Here is a 19,867-nt window from a genome sequence, read left to right as displayed (position 1 = left end):
AGACTATTTTAATAAATTTTCAATAGACGATTTATCTAATTTTTTGCAGTTTATACACAGAAAGAATAACAATTGATCCACCTATTGCGCTAAGTAGTGTTGGAATTTCACCAAATATAAAATATGTTAAGACTAAGCCAAATATTGGAAATAGTGAGTAAAAAGGCATAACCTTATTCACTGAATAAAATTTATATAGATAAAACATTGACGTGTGAGCAACGACTGAAACCATCACACCATTATGAAGTAAGAGCAGCCAAGTATTTAAATCAATTTCTTTTAATTGATAAAAAGTGTTTCCTTCGAAAATAATTGAAAATATTAAAAGTGTTACAAAACCAGTAAAACCCATTATTGCATTTGTTAATTTTACATCAATATTTTTGATGTATCGAGAAAAAACATTTGCAATCCCGTAACAAAAAGCTGAAATAGCACATAGAAAAATTGCATAAATCTCACTTTTTAAATTTGGATCATATCCAATAAGAAAAATTCCAAAAAAAGAAATAAAAATTAAAAACCACATTTTAAAAGAAACTTTTTCACCTAAAAAAATAGAACTAGTAAGTATTGCAAAAGGAATTGCAAGTTGTGCTCCAATAATAATAGGTGCAACCATAGTTGCCTTTTGTAAAGACAGATTTAAAAAAATAAAAACACCAAAACCCATTGATAAAGAAAATCCTAATAAAGGTAGATGATATTTTTTACTTGGAATTTTAAATTTGCAAAAAGGAGCTAGACATACAAAAAGAATTAACATTCTTAAAGAAGCTGCCAATATAGGTGTTAAAGATGTATTTAATGCAAGTTTATTAATTGGATAAGAACTTCCAAAAAGAAACATGATAAATAAAACTAAGAAGTAATGTCTGATAGTCAAATATTAGCCCATTGTAAATGGATCAGACATCGGTTTGTCAGATGAATTCAACCATGTGGTCTTAATTCTTGTGTACTCTTTAATTGACTCTATTCCTGCTTCTTTCCCATATCCACTATCTTTAATTCCACCAAATGGTGCCATAGGAGATATCAATCTATAAGTATTTACAAAAGTTATTCCAGCTCTAATCGCTTTTGAAACTCTAATACCTCTTCCAAAATTAGATGTAAAAACTCCAGATGATAAACCATATTTGTTATCATTCATTAATTTAATAACCTCATCTTCTGTTTCAAATTTCATCACAGATAGGATAGGACCAAACAATTCATTTTCTGCTGCAGGTAAATTATGATTTTTACATTCAATAATTGTAGCTGGAAAATAATAACCTTTATTGGATATATTAGATCTTTTACCTCCACACCGAATTTTTCCACCTTGCTCAACAGTAGCTTTGATATTTATTTCTATATTTTCTAGCTGTTTATAACTATTTAAAGGTCCCATTTGAGTTTCATTATCCATAGGAGCTCCTAATTTTATTTTTTCAGCTTTAGCTATAAGCTTATTTAAAAAGTCATCATAAATTTTAGATTGAATGTAAAGTCGTGATCCTGCAATACAGCTTTGACCACTTGCACCAAAAATACCAGCAGTAATTCCATTGAGTGCGTTTTCTTGCTCAGCATCATCGAATACAACAACGGGGCTTTTCCCACCAAGTTCTAAGCTTACCTGTGATAAATTTTCTGCAGAATTTTTAACAATATGTTTTGCAGTTTCTGGACCACCTGTAAAAGCAATTCTTTCTACAAGGTCATGTGTAGTTAGAGCTTTACCACAAGGCTCACCTAGACCAGTAATTATATTTACAACACCTTTGGGTATACCTGATTTTTCAACTAGTTTTGCAAACTCCAATAATGTTACAGGCGCTAGTTCAGAAGCTTTTATCACAACAGTATTACCCATTGCTAATGCGGGCGCTAGTTTTACTGCAGTTAATAACATTTGAGAGTTCCAAGGAATTATCGCCGCAACAACACCAATAGGTATTCTAGTAGTCGTAACTTGCATGTCAGGTTTATCAATTGGCACAACTGTTCCTTCAACTTTATCGGCCAGTCCTGCAAAATAATCATAATACTCAGCAATATAGTTAGCTTGTGTTTTTGTTTCTCTAAAAAGTTTACCAGTATCAATTGTTTCTATAGTACCAAGATGTTTGGCGTTTAATCTTAATTGATCTGCAAGAGATCTTAAATACTTAGCCCTTTCTTTTGGGTGTAAATTTGACCAAGATTTTTCAAAAGCATTTTGTGCAGCCTTAACTGCTTTATCTACATCTTTCTCGTTAGCTTCAGGAACAGTTGCCCAAACTTCGTTATTTTCTGGATTTACAGTTTCTATTGTTTTTCCAGACTCTGAATTAACCCACAGCCCATTTATATACATTTTAAAGTTTTGAATTTTTGTCATTTATCTATTAATAAAATTTTTAAGATTGATATTAACATCATCTGCACACTCTATACTACAAAGATGTTTTCCATTATTTATCTCAATAAAACTTGAGTTTATTAAATCTTCACATAAGGATTTTGACATCTCAACAGTAGATCCTGAGTCATTTGACCCTGTCATCACAAGGGTCCTAGTTTTAATATTATTAATTATATCTGCATTATCCTCATGATAAGCAAATAACTTGTAAGCTTTTAAAAAATTTAAATGATCTTTTTTATTTTTTGTCAAAATTTTTATAAATTTATTATAAGTTTCTGGATGGTCATTTAAGTATTGATCAGTAAACCATCTTTTTAGGGCTTGCTTTGAAATAGGTTTGTTTAATTTAGCCTGTTCAAATCTCTCTATAACCAAAGACCTTTGTTCCAAGCTTCTTTTATATGTTGTACCCATTACAACAAGACTGTTTAGTTTGTCTTGAAATTTAGAGGCAAAATTTAGTGCAATTAAAGAGCCTAAAGAAAAACCGACAAGATTAATCTTATCCACTTTTAAAAATTCTAATATCGATTTTAGTTGGTTCGAAAAATCATCTAATGTTACATCATCTTTATTGAGAATAGTTTTGCCATGTCCCAATAAATCATATGTAATTATTGAATATTCTTTAAAAGCTTCAATTTGAGGTTCCCACATCCCCTGATCAAGTCCAACTCCATGAATAAAAACCACAGGAACTGTATTTTTATCATTAAATGAATAATAATTTTGATTTGGATCAAAATTTTGAAACATTAATTTATTTAGGATTTAATCCCATTTCTTTCATGTCTTGATAACGATCACCTGTTCTAGCATGAGCTCTACCTGTTGAGGCTCCACCAATTGCTATAACTATCTCATCATTAAAAGGAGCGTCATGAATTGTAAATTCATGAGTTAAATAATAGGGTCTTAATCCAGAATCAGTTTTATGCATCATTGGGATGGACATTTTTGATCCAGCAGAACCTCTGGTATTTGTAAAGCTTAAGTAAGATGTTCCCCCAACTGCATCTCTAAATTTATTTCCAAATCTTAAAGTGTGAATAAATGCTGAGGCATGCTCAATTTCACCATCAAGCCCAACAGTACCAGCCTTTCCATAGGCTAAAATTTTTTCAGGTGATCCAATCTCTTTTATTAACTCTGGAACTAAAATATCACCTAATTTAGGTGCTAAATCTAAAATAATTGGTTTTAAATCTTCAACAAAGCCTTTTTCATGCCATGGATTTTTGAATACAGCTGCAACAGAAACCATTAAAACTGGTTCTTTAGCTTCTTTGCCACCTTCGATAAAAGTTTTATCTACAAATTTTGTAAACTTTCTAAGCTCTAATTTCATTAACTTGCCTTTTCTATACTTGAATTATCTAAATTAATCTTTGGTATAACCTCATCATTAAACAGTTTTATACTTCTCATGCAAGCTTCATGATCTATTCCAGGAAAATTAGACCAAACTTGAAGATTTTGTAAATTTAATTCTGATTTTAATTCATTTATTTTATTAACAACATATTCTGGTGTTCCAAATAATAAGTTTCTTTTATGTAGAAAATCATAATTAAGTAAATCTAATTTATGTTTTGTTTCCGGTAGTTCTTCTTCTGGATCCATATGATTTCCTAAGCCTCTCCAGTGACAAACCCATTTCATATATTTTATAATATGTTCACCTGCTAATTTTTCTGCTTCTTCCATAGTTTCTGCAACAAACATATCTCTTACTAAAGAAATACCTTCTCCAAGCGGAACATCTCTATTTTCAGCTTTAGATTTTGCATCTTGATATATTTCAAATCTAGTTTTCAATGCTTTTACAGTTGGTATCCACATTATTGTGTTTAAACCATTTTGTGCAGCCCATTCAATTGATCTTGCTCCATCTACGACCTGCCATATTGGAGGATGTGGATACTGTTTTGGTTTAGGCACAATACTTATCTTTTTTATTTCATTAGTTTTGGTATCTAGAAACTCTTTACTTGGTGGACTCATATCATGTTGCCAAACAAAACCAGGAGTAGGGTAAGTATAAAATTCACCTTTGTGACTAAAAAACTTTTCTGTCCAAGCTTTTTTCATAATAGTTAGAGTCTCATCAAACAAACGAAAATTTTTAGCCTGATCTTTTAGATCAGCCTCTTTATTCATATTTATCGCTTCTCTTCCATATATTCCTCTACCAATACCAACTTCTACTCTGCCGTTTGAAAGTTGATCTAATAATGCTATGTCTTCTGCTAAACGTATTGGGTTATGAAATGTAATTACGTTACAAGCTTGACCTATTCTAATTTTTTTAGTTCTAGCTGCAGCATCTACACCCATCATTAATGGATTAGTACAAGACTCCATTCCCTCATGATTAAAATGATGCTCTGTATACCAAATAGAGTCCCAATCATTTTTATCGCAATATTCAGTTATCTCTTTAGTTTCATCAAGTAATTGTGTGTATGGTTTATGGTCCCAATTGGTAGTGTTACAAAAATATCCAAATTTCATTCAAACCTCCCTAAATAATTAAATTTAAAGACGACTGATCCCGCTTTCGTATTTTTTGAATAACGACGAGTTATGTATCGCTTTATATAAACATTATTTTAGCTAGACTATTTAATCAATATATATTTAATCGATCTTTATAGAGATTATCAATGAAACTAAATAAAATTGACCCAAAGTTCATATCTAAAACCAACCCTAGAATAGGTTTAATAGCCCTAGGTAGTGATTTTAGAATTGAAAAAGACTTTAATAATGTGATTTATGGTAGAGATATAGATCTCTACGTTAATAGAATACATTGCTACAACCCATTAACTAATGAAACATTAGCTAAAATGGCAGATGATATTACAGAGGTGACAAATGATATTTTACCTGATCAAAAAATAGATTGTGTTGCTTATGGATGCACCTCAGGAACTGTTGCTGCTGGGTATGAAGTGATTAAGACAAAAATCAATGCAGCAAAGCCAGAGGCAAAAGTTACAACTCCCATTACATCAGCAATAAAAGCTCTCAAAAAACTGAACATAAAAAAGATATCTGTATTTACCCCATATACAAAAATAATAAACGACACAGTTTTGAATTATTTTAAAGATCAAAATATTACTGTTAACTCTTTAACATATTTTGATATTGCATCGGATCTTGATATTGGCAAGGTTGAAGAAGAACATTTATTCGATGTATTATCAAAAATTGATTTAAGTGAAAGCGAAGCCTTGTTTGTTTCATGCACAGCTTTACCAGTTTTATCAATTATTGATAAGCTTGAAAAAAAATTGAATAAAGTAGTTTTATCAAGCAATCAAACATTGATATGGGATGCTTTGAATTTAGTTGGTAACAAAAATATTGTTAAAGGTTATGGAAAAATATTTGAAGTTAATTAAAAATATTTTTGAAAAGTTTGATTTATTGACAAGACTCCATAATCATTCAATCCACCAATGATTAATTGCAGTCCAACGATTAATATAAAAAATAAACCAACATATGCTATCCAAATATGCTTTTGAATATAGTTAGCTAAATAAGTAGCTAATGCACCAGTTAGAACCACAGATAAAACAAGACCAAAAATCATAAAACCGAAGTAACCTTTAGAAGCCCCAACTACCCCAATGACATTATCAAAACTAATTGTAATATCTGCAAATAATACCTTGTAAACACTTTGTATATAAGATGGTTCTGTAGATTTTTTAACTGGAGATTTTATCTTATTTTTCATCTCGACTAAATCTTTTCTCAAATCGTTAGCAATCCAAATTAGAAGCAACCCACCTAAAATTTTTATATAATAGAATTCAAATAAATAAGTGGCAAATAATGCAAAAATAACTTTAAAAACTAATGCGCCCACAACACCCCAGAGAATTATTTGTTTTCTATTTTTTGGAACGAAGTTAGCTGCGATTAAAGCTATAATTATAGCGTTATCTGCAGCTAGAATAATATCTATAAAGATAATTTGGAGTAGTATTATGCCTTCTTCAATCAAGATGATTGAATAATAGTAAAAATCTATAATAAATCAATATATTAAAGGCTTAATAAGACGTACAATTTCTTAAATTGATTTTAGGACAGATCATTACGAGATAATTAAAACTAATATTTAGATTTTTTCCCCCCATCAATTATTGCTTTAAGTTCTTCATATTCTTCACAATTACATGATTTTAAAACATCAAGTCTTTCTTTTGCTAAATCAATTCTGTTAGTAACAACATAAAGTTCACCCAAGTATTCATTAATTCCATTATGGTTGGGTTCTATAGAAAGTCCTTGTAAATAATATTTTTCACCTCCAGCATAATCTCCAAGCTTTCTTGTTGTAAAACCAAGATAATTGAGAGTATCAGCTTTATTTGGTTTTTCTTTATTAGATGCAACCAAAAGATCTAAAGCTTTTTCATATTTTTTGTTGGCTTTTTCGGTTTTACCTTGTTTTTCATATTTTTTTGCAGCTTTAATAATCGTAACTGCCTTATCATAATTTGATTTTACTTTGCTAGAACTATCACTACTAGACCCGGCGGCATAAGAATTTGTTGATAATAAAATTAAAACAGAAAGAGTAACAAAAATATTTTTCATAATTATATAAATTTTTTCATTAGGTTAAGTGGTTTTAGTTTAAGTCCATTATCTATTAAATTTTTTTTAATTGATTTTGCAGTAGCTAATGATTTTTCATTATCCCCATGTATGCAAACAGAGTCTATTTCACAAGGTATTTGCTTACCACTGTGACAATTAAGCGACTGATTTTTTACCATACTTAATACGTGTTTTTTTGCTTGTTCTGGGTTGATTATTAAAGCGTGAGGTTTTTTTCTAGAAACTAAATTTCCATTATCTTCATAGTTTCTATCTGCAAATATTTCACATGCAATTTTCATATTGAGTTTTTTTGCAGCTATTTCCATCTTAGATCCAGTTGGCACTAGATAGATTATTTCTTTATCAATTTGATAGATAGTTTTTGCTAATAGTGTTGCAAGCTCTAAGTCTTCACAAGCCATATTATTTAACGCACCATGTGGTTTTATATGAGTAACCTCTTCACCATATTCTTGAGCAATCTTATTTAGAATTTGAAATTGGTCAATAATAAGTTTTGAAATTTCAGATGAATTTAAATTCATTCTTTTTCTTCCAAAATTTTCTGGATCATTAAATGAAGGATGGGCTCCAATACTTACTCCATTTTTTTTTGAAATTTGGACAACCATTCTCATTGTATCATTGTCTCCAGCATGATAACCACAAGCAACATTTGCTGAATTTACAATATCTAATAAAGCAGGATCATTTTCTATTGAATGAAATTTTGATTTTTCGCCTAAGTCGCAATTGATATTAATTTCCATAACCTATACCTTGGAGTATAACATGCTATGATCAAAAATATATCAAATCTTGGTGACGCATCAGTATATTGTGATTTCGGATCAGACGTAAATGAACAAATAAATTCAAATGTAATTTGTTATTTTAATGAAGTCTCAAAGTTAGTTGAAACAAATGAAATTACTGGAATAAATAATATTATCCCTTCCTATAATAAATTAATCATCAATTTTGATTTGTCTCAAACTACATTTAACGAAGTTAAAGAAAAAATTTTAGCATTAGATGTTAAAAATCAAACCAAGAATAATTTTAAAAAAATTAAGATTGCTGTTTGTTGTGATGATGAATTTGGTCTAGATTTTAATAGAATTTCAAAAATAACTAAACTCTCGAAAGAAGAAATTTTAAACTTAAGTCTCAATAAAGAATATTTTTGTTATATGACAGGATTTATTGCGGGTATGCCTTTTTTAGGAGATATAAATAAGGACATTAGATGTAATCGTTTAGAGACACCAAGATTAAAAGTTCCAAAAGGTTCGGTTGGAATAACCGAGCAGTTTGTAAACATTTATACTTTTGAAAGCCCTGGAGGATGGAACATTATAGGCAATACCCCTGAAAGAATTTTTGATAATTTAAACAGCAAAGAACCTGCTTTAATTAAACCTGGAGATAGAGTTAGTTTTTATCAAATATCTAAAGAAGAATATTTAAATTGGAATGAGTAATACATATTTTGAAGTTTTAAGAGCAGGAGTTAATACAACAATCCAAGATATTGGAAGAAATCACATGTATCACTTAGGCATTACAATTAGTGGTGCAATTGATCAAAGAAACTATATTTTAAGTAATAAACTTGTAAACAATTCGTTAAATGAAGCAGTTATAGAGTTTGCTTATCAAGGCCCTCTCTTAAAATTAAAAAATGGTTCAATTAATTTTTGTATCACCGGTGATGTAATTTTTAAGATTATTAAAAAAGATGGTTCAATAGAAGATGGCACTTGTTATGAAAGTTATACTTTAGAAGATGAAGAGCAATTAGATATAATCTCAACCAAAAATACTGCTTATGGATATTTATCAGTTAGCAATGGTTTTAAATTACAAAAGATTTGGAATAGTTATTCAATAAATACAAAAGCAAATATTGGTCCAAACAATGGTAAAAAATATTCACTAAAAGATAAAATTCTAATTAACAATCAAGACCTTGTATTAAATAAAAAAAATAAAATAGATTATAATGAAAGTTCTGATAATTTAATTAGAATAATTAAAGGTACTAATTTCAATTATTTTTCAAAAAAATCACAAGATAGTTTTTTTAATGATGAGTTTTCAGTAACTAAAGATGCAGATCGAATGGGCATTAGATTGACTGGACCTAAGTTAGAAAATATCGTTAACACAAATATTAAATCAGAAGGTCTTGTAAGAGGAGTAATCCAGGTCCCAGCTGATGGAAATCCAATTATAATGCTTTCTGATCACGGAACTATTGGAGGATATCCAAAGATCGGAGTTGTTATTTCAGCAGATTTAGATCAAGTTGGTCAATTTACACCTGGATCTAAAATAAGATTTAAAGAAGTAAGCCTTGCAGAAGCTCAGAATATATTTAAAGCATATACGATTGATACAAATAAATATTTAAATGAAAATAATTAGCAAAATTCCTGGCCCGATACTCGTTTTTATGGGTGCATGCTGCTTAAGCTTTGGAGGCTTGATTGTAAAATCATTCGAGGGTGCAACTCTGTGGCAAATATTATTTTGGCGGTCATTATTTTTTTCATTAACAATTTTGTTGTTTTTAGTAATCACTTATAAGCAAAAATTATTTAAGGCATTTTATGACTCAGGATTGCCAGGGTTTTTTGGTGGAATTATTTTATCCTTGGGTTTCTGTGGATATGTTTTTGCGATGTATAATACAACTGTTGCAAACACTAATTTTATCATTTCAACACAAATATTGTTTCTAGCAATATTTGGATACTTATTCTTAAAAGAAACAATTACATCTTTAACATTAGTATCAATTATCCTTGCGATCACTGGAGTTTTGTTAATGGTTGGAAATTCTTTATCACCAGGAGAAATGTCTGGCAATTTAGCAGCTTTTAGTATGCCTATTACATTTGCTGTTCTGATAATGATTGTGAGAAAATTTCCCAATGTCGATATGGTACCCGCACAATTTATTGCGGGTGTAAGTTCATGTATTATTGGATATTTGTTATCAGACAAGCTTATGATTTCCTCTAATGATATCTTTTTAGGATTTACTGCAGGTTTTTTTCAAGTTGGATTTGGGTTTATATTTATAACTATGGGTGCTCGAAGCACTCCTTCTGCGATGGTTGGTATTATAATGTTATCCGAATCTGTTTTAGGACCTATATGGGCATTTTTATTTGCAGGTGAAAGATCATCATTATTTACATTAATTGGGGGCAGTATTATTCTTTTTGCAGTATTACTGCAATTTTATGCATTGCTTTTTCCAAGTAAAAAAAAATTAGAAGTTGACTCTTAACATCAACTCATAGATTATAACAACATACGGGAGAGACTACACTACGTAGCGCCGAAGGAGCAACCACCCAGGAATCTCTCAGGCAAAAAGGACCGTACCATATTAACTCTGGAAAGAGATTTAGTTCTCGCCGAAGGAGCAAAACTCTCAGGCAAACATACAGATGGGTATAAAAGTTAATATGGAAAATATAAAAACTAAACTTTACAATTTACATCAAAAGCATGGAGCAAAGTTTGTTCCATTTGCAGGCTATGAAATGCCGATACAATATCCTGAGGGCATTGTAGAAGAACATAAATACACAAGATCAGATGCAGGATTATTTGATGTTTCTCACATGGGACAACTTTTTATTAAAGGTGGTGAGGAATTAACCGCAGATTTAGAAAAAATTTTTCCCTTAGATTTAGAAAATATCTCCTTAAATCAAAGCAAGTATAGTTTCTTAATGAATGAAGAAGCCTTTATTCACGATGATTTGATTATCACAAAAGTAGAAGGAGGATACAATATTATTTTGAACGCAGCTTGCAAAAATGAAGATTATCAAATCATAGCAAAATTATTAAATAATAAATATGAAATGGTTTTAAATTCTGATTTATCACTCATTGCTATTCAGGGCCCTAAAGCTGCTAATATCTTAAAAGAAGTCATTGCAGGTCCTAATAATCTTAATTTTATGAATGGTGATTGGTTTAATTACTCGGATGATAAAGTTTATATAACAAGATCTGGATATACAGGTGAAGATGGTTTTGAAATTTCAATAGGCAATAACAAAGTAGAGGATTTAGTTAAAAATTTAATACTAAAAGGGGCAAAATTAATAGGTTTGGGTGCAAGAGATACCTTAAGATTGGAAGCAGGTCTTTGTTTATATGGCCATGATATTGATCTAGAGACAACACCAATTGAGGCAAATCTTAAATGGGCAATCTCTAAAAAAAGGTTAGAGAATGGTGGTTTCAGAGGGTTTGATAAAATTGATAGTCAGATAAAATCAGGTACTAAAAAATTAAGAGTAGGTATTGCTCCTGAAGAAAGAATTATAGCTCGAGAAAAAACAAAAGTGTTTAATGAGAATAATGAAGTTATAGGAGAAATAACAAGTGGAACTTTTGGACCAAGCATACAAAAACCAATTACACTTGGTTATGTGCAAAGTGAGTATGCTAAATTAGATACAAAGATTTTATTAGAAGTTAGAGGTAAAAAATACCCAGCTAAAATATGTAAATTACCATTTTATAAAAAAAGCTATGTGAAAGGAGCAAACTAATGAGTGATGTAAAATTTTCAAAAGAACATGAATGGATTAAAATGGATGGTGATATAGCCACAATAGGGATTACACAACATGCAACAGAAATGTTGGGAGATATTGTTTTTGTTGAACTTCCTGAACTAGGATCAAATGTTGAAAAAGACGGTAATGCGGGAGTGGTTGAATCTACAAAAGCTGCAAGTGATGTTTATACCCCAGTTTCTGGAGAAGTAGTTGAAAACAATCAAGCAATTGTTGATGACCCAGGTAAAATAAATAGTGATCCAGAAAATGAAGCTTGGTTTTTTAAGCTTAAAATTAAAGATAAGGCAGAGTTGGATACTCTAATGAATAAAGAGGAATACGATAAATTTGCAAAAGAAAGTGGTAATTAAAAATGCTTAAAGCTTCACAAAAAGATTTTATTAAAAGACATATTGGACCATCTGATACTGAGCAAAATTTTATGCTCAAAGAATTAGGATTTAAAAATTTGGATGAACTAATAAACAAAACAGTTCCAGAAAAAATCTTACTTAAAGAAAGTCTTGAAATTGGTGAGCCTAATTCAGAATATGAAGCTTTAAGAAAACTAAAAGAAATTTCAAAAAAAAATATAATTAATTCAAACTTTATAGGTATGGGGTATTATGGAACTTTTACTCCACATGTAATTCTTAGAAATATTTTAGAAAATCCAGGCTGGTATACATCTTATACTCCATATCAACCTGAAGTAGCCCAAGGTAGATTGGAAATGCTTTTAAATTTCCAACAAATGATTATTGATTTTACAGGAATGGATATAGCTAACGCCTCTTTACTTGATGAAGGTACTGCGGCAGCTGAAGCTGTCGGACTAAGTTACAGAGTTAGTAAAAATGAAAGTAATAAAGTATTTGTATCAAAAGATTGTCACCCTCAAACGGTCGATGTTATTAAAACAAGAGCTGAACCTATGGGTTTAGAGGTTATTGTTGGAGATGAATATAAAGATATCAAAGGTGAAATTGTTTGTGGTATTATTCAATACCCTGGAACTTTGGGTGATATTAAAGATCCAAGTGAAGCGATCAGTCAAATTCATAAAAATAAAGGTAAGGCAGTTTTAATTTGTGATTTACTTTCGTTAGCCAAACTAAAAACACCTGCTGAACTTGGTGCAGATATGGCAGTTGGAAGCTCACAACGTTTTGGAATTCCAATGGGTTACGGTGGACCCCATGCAGCATTTTTTGCAACAAAAGATGAGTATAAAAGATCAATGCCAGGAAGAATTATAGGGGTATCGGTAGATCGTCATGGCAAAAAAGCATACAGACTTGCACTACAAACTCGTGAACAACATATAAGAAGAGACAAAGCAACAAGTAATATTTGTACAGCTCAAGCTTTACTAGCAATAGTGTCTGCAGCCTATGTAGTTTATCATGGGCCAGAGGGAATTCTTAAAATTGCTAACAACACATCTCAATTAGCAAAAAACTTTTCAGATAAGCTAAAGCAGACAGGCTATGAATTATACTCAGAACATTTTTTTGACACAGTTACTATCAAAACTTTAGATAAAACTGACAGTATTTATAACAATGCATTAAGAGAAAATATCAACATAAGAAAAGTAAACTCTCAAATGTTAGCAGTTTCATTTGATGAAAAGAAAAATGTTTATCGTGCTAATCAATTGCTTAAAGTTTTTAATTGTTCGGAAACTATCAAAGAAGAGATGAATGAAAGTTTAACTAATATTCCTAAAAACTTATTAAGAACTTCTAAATTTTTACAACACAAAGTGTTTAATAGTTATCATTCTGAAACAGATATGTTGAGATATCTTAAAAGATTAGAAGATTCTGATATAGCATTGAACAGATCAATGATTGCTCTTGGATCATGTACAATGAAATTAAATGCAGTTGCTGAAATGATTCCAGTTACTTGGAGAGAATTTTCAGAACCACATCCATTTGCACCTTTAGAGCAGATGGAAGGGTATAGAACATTATTTACTGATTTAAAAAATTGGCTACGTTCAATAACTGGGTTTTCAGGTGTATCTTTACAACCTAATGCTGGAGCTCAAGGAGAGTTTGCAGGACTTATGGTGATTAGAAAATTTCATGAAAACAATGGAGATCATAATAGAAACATATGCTTAATTCCAAGTTCAGCACATGGAACAAACCCTGCTAGTGCACAAATGGTTGGCATGAAAGTTGTAGTTGTCAGTTGTGATAGTCATGGAAACGTAGATTTTGAAGATTTAAAAAATAAAGTTGAAAAACATAAAGATAATCTAGCAGCATTGATGGTTACTTATCCTTCGACACATGGTGTCTTTGAAGAAAAGATAGTAGATATTTGTGAACTTGTACATAGTAACGGTGGACAAGTTTACATGGATGGTGCTAATCTAAATGCACTTGTTGGAATAGCAAAGCCTGGGAAATTTGGGCCTGATGTTTGTCATATAAATTTACATAAAACTTTTTGTATACCTCATGGTGGAGGTGGACCTGGAATGGGACCAATCGCCTGTAAAAAACATTTAGAAAAATTTCTGCCCAACCATTCAGTTGTAAAAGATTGTGGACCAGCAACAGGTGTAGGTGCAATTTCTGCAGCTCCCTGGGGTAGTTCAAGTATTCTTTCTATATCTTGGATGTACATGAAGATGATGGGATCGGAAGGTTTGAGAAAGGCATCAGAAGTTGCAATTTTAAATGCTAATTACATTGCCTATAAATTAAACAGCTATTTTCCTATTTTATACAAAGGCAAAAATGGCAACGTTGCACATGAATGTATTATTGATATTAGGCAAATAAAAACTGAAACAGGAATAACAGAGGAAGACATTGCAAAACGATTAATAGATTATGGTTTTCATGCACCTACTATGTCTTGGCCTGTTGCAGGAACGATGATGATTGAGCCCACAGAAAGTGAAAGCTTAGAGGAGATTGATAGGTTTTGCGATACTCTGATTAAGATTAAACAAGAAATAGATAAGATAAAATCAGGTGCTTTTGATAAATTGGATAATCCGTTAAAGAATGCGCCACATACACACGTTGAATTAGCTTCAAATACATGGGATCATAAATATGAAAGAGAAGAGGCAGCTTATCCTTCTGAATTTTTAAGATCATTTAAGTTTTGGCCTCCAGTTGCTAGAGTAGATAATGTTTATGGAGATAAAAACTTATTTTGTACATGTCCTTCAATGGATGAATACGAAGAGACAGCAGCATAATAAAAATATCATAAAATGAAAATTGCTGTAGTTGGAGCTGGCATATCAGGTTTAAGTGCAGCATATTATTTATCTAAAAAACATAAAGTTGATTTATTTGAAAAAGAAAATCAGTTTGGTGGTCACGCAAATACAATAAAAGTTAATTACGGACAAAATAAAGAAATAGCTGTAGATATTGGATTTATGGTATTTAACAAAAATACCTACCCAAATCTAATCAATTTTTTTTCTGAAAATAAAATTGCAATAGAAAAAAGTGATATGTCATTTTCTGTTACTGTTGAGGGCACTAATATTGAATACTGTGGCAAAGGGTTAAAAGGAATTTTTTCAAATAAACAAAATTTATTTAATTTAAAATTTATCAAAATGTTTTTTGAAATTCTTAGCTTTTATAAAAACTGTGAAAAATTGGATATTGTAAAAATACAATCCACAACACTAGGAAATTATCTTAAAGAAATAAAAATTTCAGATTACTTTATAAATTATCATATTATTCCTATGGTTTCAGCAATTTGGTCAATGCCTCCCTATGAAGCCTCACAAATGCCTCTGACGTTCTTTTTAAGTTTTTTTAAAAATCATGGATTGTTTAAAATAAAAAATAGACCACAATGGTATACAGTTGCAAATCGGAGCAAAACATATGTTGATAAAATAATTTCACAAATTAGTGGTCAACATTACAAAAATTATAACATTAATAAAATAACTAGACAAAGTACAGGTGTTAAAGTTTTTTATGGTGAAGAAAATGAATTCTTTGATTATGACAAAGTTGTAATTGCAACTCATGCAGATGAAGTATTAAATATTATAGATAGTCCAACACCAGAAGAGGAATTAATTTTAAAAAATTTTAAATATAAAAGTAATATTGCTGTTATTCATTTTGATGAGAGTGTTATGCCAAAAAATAAGAAAGCTTGGTGTTCATGGAACTCTTCAATGGATCCAAATAATATTGAAAAGACGACAGTTACCTATTGGTTAAATCAGCTGCAAAACCTAGAGATTGATAGAAATATTTTTTTAACCTTAAATCCATTTAAGGAAATACCTGTTGAAAAAATCTTTAAAAAGGTATCGTTTACTCATCCCTATTACGATGCAGAGGCATTACTAAATCAAGGTGAACTGCATAAAATTCAAAATAAAGAAAATATATTGTTTTGTGGAAGTTATTTTGGCTATGGTTTTCATGAAGATGGAATAAAATCTTCTATTGAAATGCTAAAAAAACTTAATGATTAAAAACTCATATATTTATACAGGATCTGTAATACACAAAAGATTCAAGCCAACCATTCATAGTTTTAAATATAAAGTATTTTCATTACTAATTGATCTTGCTGAGTTAGATGCATTGCAAAAAAATTTAAAAATATTTTCATATAATAAATTCAATATCGTTAGTTTTTTTGATGTAGACCATGGACCAAGAGATGGTAGCCCAGTTGAAAATTGGGTTAAAGATAATCTAAAAAAAAATAATCAAGAGTATGAAGACGTACAAATTAAACTTTTATGTTATCCAAGAATATTCGGTTATGTTTTTAATCCACTAAGTGTCTTTTATATATATGATAATAAATCAAATCTTATATCAATCATGCATGAAGTCAAAAATACATTTGGTGAACAACACGTTTATATCTTTAAAGTTAATAAAAATGAAAATTTAGTACAGCAAATATGTAAAAAGAAATTTCATGTTTCACCTTTTATAAATATGAATTGTGTTTATTTTTTTAGAATATTAAAACCTGGAAATAAAATTTCAGTAATAATTGATGTACAAGACCCAGAAGGTAAAATTCTTTATGCATCTCAAGATGGGATTAAAAGTGAATTAAATAATGCATCTTTAATCAAGTCTTACTTAAAACACCCATTAATGACATTTAAAGTTATTGTGGCGATACATTTTGAGGCATTTAAATTGTGGATAAAAAAGATAAAGTTTATTCAAAAAAAAATTAAAATTAAAAATAATATTACAATAGAAAATTAATGCTCATTTATAAACTGTCAGATTTAATTGTATTTAGCTTATTAAAAAATATTAAGCACGGACATCTTGAAGTTATAAAAATGAATGGCGAAGTCCTAAAGTTTGGTGATCCAAATGAAATTTTAAAAGTTTCATTAGAAATTAAAGATGAAAGTTTCATTTATAACCTGATTAAGAATGGAAGCGTTGGATTGGGTGAATCTTATATGAAAGGATTTTTTACAACAAATAACCTTTCAGATTTAATTGAATTAACTGCTCGTAACATAGGTATCATTTACAAGTTTTCAGGGATTCTAGATTTAACTATTATTAATTATATAAAGAGAAAGTTTGTTAAAAATACTAAAACCAGAAGTAAAGAGAATATTGCAAGGCATTATGACCTTGGTAATGATTTCTTTTCTTTATGGCTAGATAGATCGTTAACTTATTCAAGTGCAATATTTAAAGAACCTGATCAAGATTTATTTGAAGCACAAAAAAATAAATATCAAAAATTAATAGACCTTTTACAACCATCAAGTGGGAGTAGAGTGCTAGAGATTGGATGTGGTTGGGGAGGTTTTGCTGAGTACTTAGGCACTAATTACGATGTTAAATTAGATTGTATAACCATTTCTCAAAGGCAATTTGAATTTGCTAAAGAAAGAATTCACAAATACGGGTTAAACGAAAAAGTTAATATAGAATTAAAAGATTATAGAGATTTGAAAGCTAAGTATGACCATATTGCATCAATTGAAATGATAGAAGCGGTAGGTCAAGATTACTTGAATAGTTATTTTAATACTATTAAAAATAATTTGTTACCTTCTGGCACGGCTGCTATTCAAGCAATAACTATCGATGACCAATTATTTGACCGATACAAAAATAAAGAAGACTTTATTCAAAAATATATTTTCCCGGGTGGTTTTTTGCCTTCAAAAAGTGAATTACAAAATTATGTTGATAAAAATGGATTAAAATTTAATGAGTATAATTCATATGCCAACCACTACTCGGAGACTTTGATTGTTTGGAGAGAAATATTTAATAAAAAGTGGGACTTAATTAAAAAACAAGGCTTTGATTTAAAATTTAAAAAAATGTGGGAATTTTACCTTTCATATTGTGAAGCTGGGTTTAAATCAAAAAATATAGACTTAATTCAATTTTCACTACAAAATAAATAACAATAGGAGATACATGATAAACTTTAAGACAACTAGATTAACAGTGTTAATAATTGCTTTATTCTTTACAGCAAGTTGTATAAACAATAACTCTATGAAGCCTACAGATTTCAAAAATACAAAACCAACTATGACTATAGAGCAATACTTTGATGGTCCGGTTAAAGCATGGGGTCTATTACAAGACCGTAGTGGTAAGGTTACTAGACAATTTAAAGCAGATATGACGGGCAGTTTTGAAGGAGATATTTTAACTCTTAAGGAAGATTTTTATTGGACAGATGGAGAGAAACAAAATCGAATATGGGAAATAAAAAAGATTGATCAAAATTACTATGAAGGTACGGCACCTGATGTAGTGGGTACAGCTAAAGGCTATCAATATGGATCAGCTTTTAAATTTGAATATGATTTAATGGTCCCATTTAAAGGAAAGAATATTAAAGTTTCTTTTGATGATTGGATTTTTAAACAAGATGAAGATGTTGCAATTAATCGAGCCACACTTACAAAATTTGGCTTTAAAGTTGGTGAATTGACTGTTTTCTTTAAAAAAAATTAATAATCAATTTTCTTCATGCCTCTAGCAACTAGCTTAAAATATAAACTACTGGGCAGCATTTGAAGAAATTTTAAAAAATAAGTAAAGGCTTTTGGGAAATGTATTTCAAAACTTTTTTTGATTACTAATCCTTTATAAATTTCCTCTGCAGCAAATTCTGGGGTTTTAATCATGGGCATTGGAAAATCATTTTGATCAGTCATAGGCGTTTTTATGAAACCAGGACTGATTAATGAAACTCGTACATTCTTCATTCTCATATCAAAGTTTAAACTTTCAGCAAAGCTGGTAAGTGCTGATTTTGAAGCACAATATGCCCCAGCTGCAGGCAATCCTCTGTAGCCCGCAACAGAAGAAATTATTGATATTTGGCCATTTTTTTTCTCAGAAAAATAATCATAGATTGAATTAATTGAATTCATTGTTCCAAAATAATTAACTTCCATTATTTCTCTTATCTTATCTAAATTAAATTTTTTCTCTGATTTTGGATCATGCATGCCAGTACCGAACACACATATATCAATACTATTTAATTGTTTGATTATATCTTTTGCAACTAATTTACATGAATCGACTTTAGTAACATCCAAAGGAAAAGGAAATATATTTTGATTAATTTTTTTAAGTTCATTTAATAAATTTTCACGTCTTGCAGATGCAGCAACTACCCACCCATTTTCTGCAAATTTGATTGCAAGAGCTTTACCAATTCCACTACTTGCACCGGTTATCCAAATAACTTTTTTTTCTTCCATATTCTATTGTATAATAGAAATATGTTAAAAAACAAATTCTTATCTTTTTTATTATTTGCTCTTGTAACTTTTTCTGCATCCACAATAGGAGGTTTAGCTACAGTAGGTTTTAAAGAGCCCTGGTATTCTTTAATCATTAAACCTTCATTTAATCCACCAGATTGGATTTTTGCACCAGTTTGGACAACACTTTATTTTTTTATGACAATTGCTATCTGGAAATTTTGGCATAGTAAAAATAGAGACATGAACACTATTTACATCTATTTCATTCATTTAGTTTTTAATACAACTTGGAGTATAGTTTTTTTTGTTTTTCATAAAATTGTTTTAGCCATGATTGTATTGGTAATTTTAATCTTATTGATAATTATTCTCATAATTAGATTTAAGCGTGTCAACTTGTACAGTTATTATTTGATGATTCCTTATTTACTTTGGTGTCTCTTTGCATTAATTCTTAATGTAAGTTTAATCATATTAAATTAAAAT

21 protein-coding genes and 1 riboswitch are annotated in these 19,867 nt (G+C 29.9%); of the genes, 12 read left to right on the top strand and 9 right to left on the bottom strand.

Annotated elements, in window-relative coordinates:
* Positions 1-31 precede the first annotated feature (31 nt).
* Genes AC5SLO_RS04560 through AC5SLO_RS04540 form a run of 5 tightly spaced genes read right to left on the bottom strand, consistent with a single transcriptional unit; the run spans position 32 to position 4,915 of the window.
* The gene (locus AC5SLO_RS04560) at positions 32-889 is read right to left on the bottom strand and encodes a DMT family transporter (protein ID WP_494572801.1); all 858 of its coding nucleotides are present in this window, start codon (positions 887-889) and stop codon (positions 32-34) included.
* A gap of 3 nt (positions 890-892) precedes the next feature.
* Positions 893-2,374: an aldehyde dehydrogenase gene (locus AC5SLO_RS04555; protein ID WP_494572800.1), complete on the bottom strand. Its 1,482-nt coding sequence runs from the start codon at positions 2,372-2,374 to the stop codon at positions 893-895.
* Entirely contained in the window at positions 2,375-3,157 is a 783-nt protein-coding gene (locus AC5SLO_RS04550) for an alpha/beta fold hydrolase (protein WP_494572799.1), read from the bottom strand.
* A gap of 4 nt (positions 3,158-3,161) precedes the next feature.
* The gene (locus AC5SLO_RS04545; RefSeq protein WP_494572798.1) at positions 3,162-3,749 is read right to left on the bottom strand and encodes an amino acid synthesis family protein; all 588 of its coding nucleotides are present in this window, start codon (positions 3,747-3,749) and stop codon (positions 3,162-3,164) included.
* Positions 3,749-4,915 (bottom strand): LLM class flavin-dependent oxidoreductase, encoded by a 1,167-nt coding sequence (locus AC5SLO_RS04540; RefSeq protein ID WP_494572797.1) that lies wholly within the window; start codon positions 4,913-4,915, stop codon positions 3,749-3,751. Before AC5SLO_RS04540 ends, AC5SLO_RS04545 begins: the two co-directional genes overlap by 1 nt.
* A 152-nt stretch (positions 4,916-5,067) precedes the next feature.
* Between AC5SLO_RS04540 and AC5SLO_RS04535 the strand changes: the two genes are divergently transcribed.
* Positions 5,068-5,814 (top strand): maleate cis-trans isomerase family protein, encoded by a 747-nt coding sequence (locus tag AC5SLO_RS04535; RefSeq protein ID WP_494572796.1) that lies wholly within the window; start codon positions 5,068-5,070, stop codon positions 5,812-5,814.
* Here the strand turns inward: AC5SLO_RS04535 and AC5SLO_RS04530 are convergent.
* The 3 genes from AC5SLO_RS04530 to AC5SLO_RS04520 all read right to left on the bottom strand — a co-directional run bounded on the left by AC5SLO_RS04530 (position 5,811) and on the right by AC5SLO_RS04520 (position 7,800).
* Positions 5,811-6,425, bottom strand: coding sequence for a YjbE family putative metal transport protein (locus AC5SLO_RS04530; protein WP_271516633.1), 615 nt, complete (start codon positions 6,423-6,425; stop codon positions 5,811-5,813). The two genes, AC5SLO_RS04535 and AC5SLO_RS04530, sit on opposite strands and share 4 nt — an antisense overlap.
* 110 nt (positions 6,426-6,535) lie before the next feature.
* Positions 6,536-7,024, bottom strand: coding sequence for a tetratricopeptide repeat protein (locus AC5SLO_RS04525; RefSeq protein WP_494572795.1), 489 nt, complete (start codon positions 7,022-7,024; stop codon positions 6,536-6,538).
* Between the two features lie 2 nt (positions 7,025-7,026).
* Complete coding sequence (locus AC5SLO_RS04520; RefSeq protein ID WP_494572794.1) at positions 7,027-7,800, bottom strand: 5-oxoprolinase subunit PxpA; 774 nt, start codon at positions 7,798-7,800, stop codon at positions 7,027-7,029.
* 27 nt (positions 7,801-7,827) lie between these two features.
* On the opposite strand from AC5SLO_RS04520, the gene AC5SLO_RS04515 reads away from it, so the two are divergent.
* From AC5SLO_RS04515 to AC5SLO_RS04470, 10 genes are all read left to right on the top strand, one after another.
* Positions 7,828-8,514 carry a 5-oxoprolinase subunit B family protein gene (locus tag AC5SLO_RS04515; protein WP_494572793.1) on the top strand — a complete coding sequence of 229 codons (687 nt, stop codon included), beginning with the start codon at positions 7,828-7,830 and terminating at the stop codon, positions 8,512-8,514.
* Complete coding sequence (locus AC5SLO_RS04510; RefSeq protein ID WP_494572792.1) at positions 8,507-9,460, top strand: 5-oxoprolinase subunit C family protein; 954 nt, start codon at positions 8,507-8,509, stop codon at positions 9,458-9,460. Before AC5SLO_RS04515 ends, AC5SLO_RS04510 begins: the two co-directional genes overlap by 8 nt.
* A complete protein-coding gene (locus tag AC5SLO_RS04505) occupies positions 9,447-10,331 on the top strand; it encodes a DMT family transporter (RefSeq protein ID WP_494572791.1) in 885 nt (294 codons plus the stop codon). The genes AC5SLO_RS04510 and AC5SLO_RS04505 overlap by 14 nt, the downstream gene beginning before the upstream one ends.
* Before the next feature lie 17 nt (positions 10,332-10,348).
* Positions 10,349-10,436: riboswitch (glycine riboswitch) on the top strand.
* 76 nt (positions 10,437-10,512) lie between these two features.
* Positions 10,513-11,616, top strand: a complete 1,104-nt coding sequence (gene gcvT, locus AC5SLO_RS04500; protein WP_494572790.1) for a glycine cleavage system aminomethyltransferase GcvT — start codon at positions 10,513-10,515, stop codon at positions 11,614-11,616.
* A complete protein-coding gene (gene gcvH / locus AC5SLO_RS04495) occupies positions 11,616-11,996 on the top strand; it encodes a glycine cleavage system protein GcvH (protein ID WP_271516618.1) in 381 nt (126 codons plus the stop codon). The genes gcvT and gcvH overlap by 1 nt, the downstream gene beginning before the upstream one ends.
* A gap of 2 nt (positions 11,997-11,998) precedes the next feature.
* The gene (gene gcvP, locus AC5SLO_RS04490; protein ID WP_494572789.1) at positions 11,999-14,857 is read left to right on the top strand and encodes an aminomethyl-transferring glycine dehydrogenase; all 2,859 of its coding nucleotides are present in this window, start codon (positions 11,999-12,001) and stop codon (positions 14,855-14,857) included.
* A gap of 15 nt (positions 14,858-14,872) precedes the next feature.
* The gene (locus AC5SLO_RS04485; protein ID WP_494572788.1) at positions 14,873-16,117 is read left to right on the top strand and encodes an NAD(P)/FAD-dependent oxidoreductase; all 1,245 of its coding nucleotides are present in this window, start codon (positions 14,873-14,875) and stop codon (positions 16,115-16,117) included.
* Complete coding sequence (locus tag AC5SLO_RS04480) at positions 16,110-16,877, top strand: DUF1365 domain-containing protein (protein WP_494572787.1); 768 nt, start codon at positions 16,110-16,112, stop codon at positions 16,875-16,877. The genes AC5SLO_RS04485 and AC5SLO_RS04480 overlap by 8 nt, the downstream gene beginning before the upstream one ends.
* On the top strand, positions 16,877-18,055 hold the full coding sequence (locus tag AC5SLO_RS04475) for a class I SAM-dependent methyltransferase (protein WP_494572786.1): 1,179 nt from the start codon (positions 16,877-16,879) through the stop codon (positions 18,053-18,055). The genes AC5SLO_RS04480 and AC5SLO_RS04475 overlap by 1 nt, the downstream gene beginning before the upstream one ends.
* A 13-nt stretch (positions 18,056-18,068) precedes the next feature.
* On the top strand, positions 18,069-18,617 hold the full coding sequence (locus AC5SLO_RS04470) for a DUF3833 domain-containing protein (RefSeq protein WP_494572785.1): 549 nt from the start codon (positions 18,069-18,071) through the stop codon (positions 18,615-18,617).
* Here the strand turns inward: AC5SLO_RS04470 and AC5SLO_RS04465 are convergent.
* On the bottom strand, positions 18,614-19,375 hold the full coding sequence (locus AC5SLO_RS04465) for an SDR family NAD(P)-dependent oxidoreductase (protein ID WP_271516605.1): 762 nt from the start codon (positions 19,373-19,375) through the stop codon (positions 18,614-18,616). The two genes, AC5SLO_RS04470 and AC5SLO_RS04465, sit on opposite strands and share 4 nt — an antisense overlap.
* A 21-nt stretch (positions 19,376-19,396) precedes the next feature.
* Between AC5SLO_RS04465 and AC5SLO_RS04460 the strand changes: the two genes are divergently transcribed.
* A complete protein-coding gene (locus AC5SLO_RS04460) occupies positions 19,397-19,864 on the top strand; it encodes a TspO/MBR family protein (protein ID WP_494572784.1) in 468 nt (155 codons plus the stop codon).
* Positions 19,865-19,867: the final 3 nt, after the last annotated feature.

It is taken from the genome of Candidatus Pelagibacter sp. PS_44 (genome assembly GCF_059417735.1).
The sequence above is the reverse complement of the archived record's forward strand: the minus strand, read 5'-3'. Positions and strand labels throughout refer to the sequence as shown.

What these genes read in the sequence shown, in the direction of transcription:
- AC5SLO_RS04460 (WP_494572784.1), top strand. Translation starts at nt 19,397, where the DNA reads ATGTTAAAAAACAAATTCTTATCTTTTTTATTATTTGCTCTTGTAACT.
- AC5SLO_RS04545 (WP_494572798.1), bottom strand. Translation starts at nt 3,749, where the DNA reads ATGAAATTAGAGCTTAGAAAGTTTACAAAATTTGTAGATAAAACTTTT.
- AC5SLO_RS04470 (WP_494572785.1), top strand. Translation starts at nt 18,069, where the DNA reads ATGATAAACTTTAAGACAACTAGATTAACAGTGTTAATAATTGCTTTA.
- AC5SLO_RS04465 (WP_271516605.1), bottom strand. Translation starts at nt 19,375, where the DNA reads ATGGAAGAAAAAAAAGTTATTTGGATAACCGGTGCAAGTAGTGGAATT.
- AC5SLO_RS04550 (WP_494572799.1), bottom strand. Translation starts at nt 3,157, where the DNA reads ATGTTTCAAAATTTTGATCCAAATCAAAATTATTATTCATTTAATGAT.
- AC5SLO_RS04505 (WP_494572791.1), top strand. Translation starts at nt 9,447, where the DNA reads ATGAAAATAATTAGCAAAATTCCTGGCCCGATACTCGTTTTTATGGGT.
- AC5SLO_RS04475 (WP_494572786.1), top strand. Translation starts at nt 16,877, where the DNA reads ATGCTCATTTATAAACTGTCAGATTTAATTGTATTTAGCTTATTAAAA.
- AC5SLO_RS04520 (WP_494572794.1), bottom strand. Translation starts at nt 7,800, where the DNA reads ATGGAAATTAATATCAATTGCGACTTAGGCGAAAAATCAAAATTTCAT.
- AC5SLO_RS04510 (WP_494572792.1), top strand. Translation starts at nt 8,507, where the DNA reads ATGAGTAATACATATTTTGAAGTTTTAAGAGCAGGAGTTAATACAACA.
- AC5SLO_RS04525 (WP_494572795.1), bottom strand. Translation starts at nt 7,024, where the DNA reads ATGAAAAATATTTTTGTTACTCTTTCTGTTTTAATTTTATTATCAACA.
- AC5SLO_RS04515 (WP_494572793.1), top strand. Translation starts at nt 7,828, where the DNA reads ATGATCAAAAATATATCAAATCTTGGTGACGCATCAGTATATTGTGAT.
- AC5SLO_RS04555 (WP_494572800.1), bottom strand. Translation starts at nt 2,374, where the DNA reads ATGACAAAAATTCAAAACTTTAAAATGTATATAAATGGGCTGTGGGTT.
- gcvT (WP_494572790.1), top strand. Translation starts at nt 10,513, where the DNA reads ATGGAAAATATAAAAACTAAACTTTACAATTTACATCAAAAGCATGGA.
- AC5SLO_RS04535 (WP_494572796.1), top strand. Translation starts at nt 5,068, where the DNA reads ATGAAACTAAATAAAATTGACCCAAAGTTCATATCTAAAACCAACCCT.
- gcvP (WP_494572789.1), top strand. Translation starts at nt 11,999, where the DNA reads ATGCTTAAAGCTTCACAAAAAGATTTTATTAAAAGACATATTGGACCA.
- AC5SLO_RS04485 (WP_494572788.1), top strand. Translation starts at nt 14,873, where the DNA reads ATGAAAATTGCTGTAGTTGGAGCTGGCATATCAGGTTTAAGTGCAGCA.
- AC5SLO_RS04540 (WP_494572797.1), bottom strand. Translation starts at nt 4,915, where the DNA reads ATGAAATTTGGATATTTTTGTAACACTACCAATTGGGACCATAAACCA.
- AC5SLO_RS04480 (WP_494572787.1), top strand. Translation starts at nt 16,110, where the DNA reads ATGATTAAAAACTCATATATTTATACAGGATCTGTAATACACAAAAGA.
- gcvH (WP_271516618.1), top strand. Translation starts at nt 11,616, where the DNA reads ATGAGTGATGTAAAATTTTCAAAAGAACATGAATGGATTAAAATGGAT.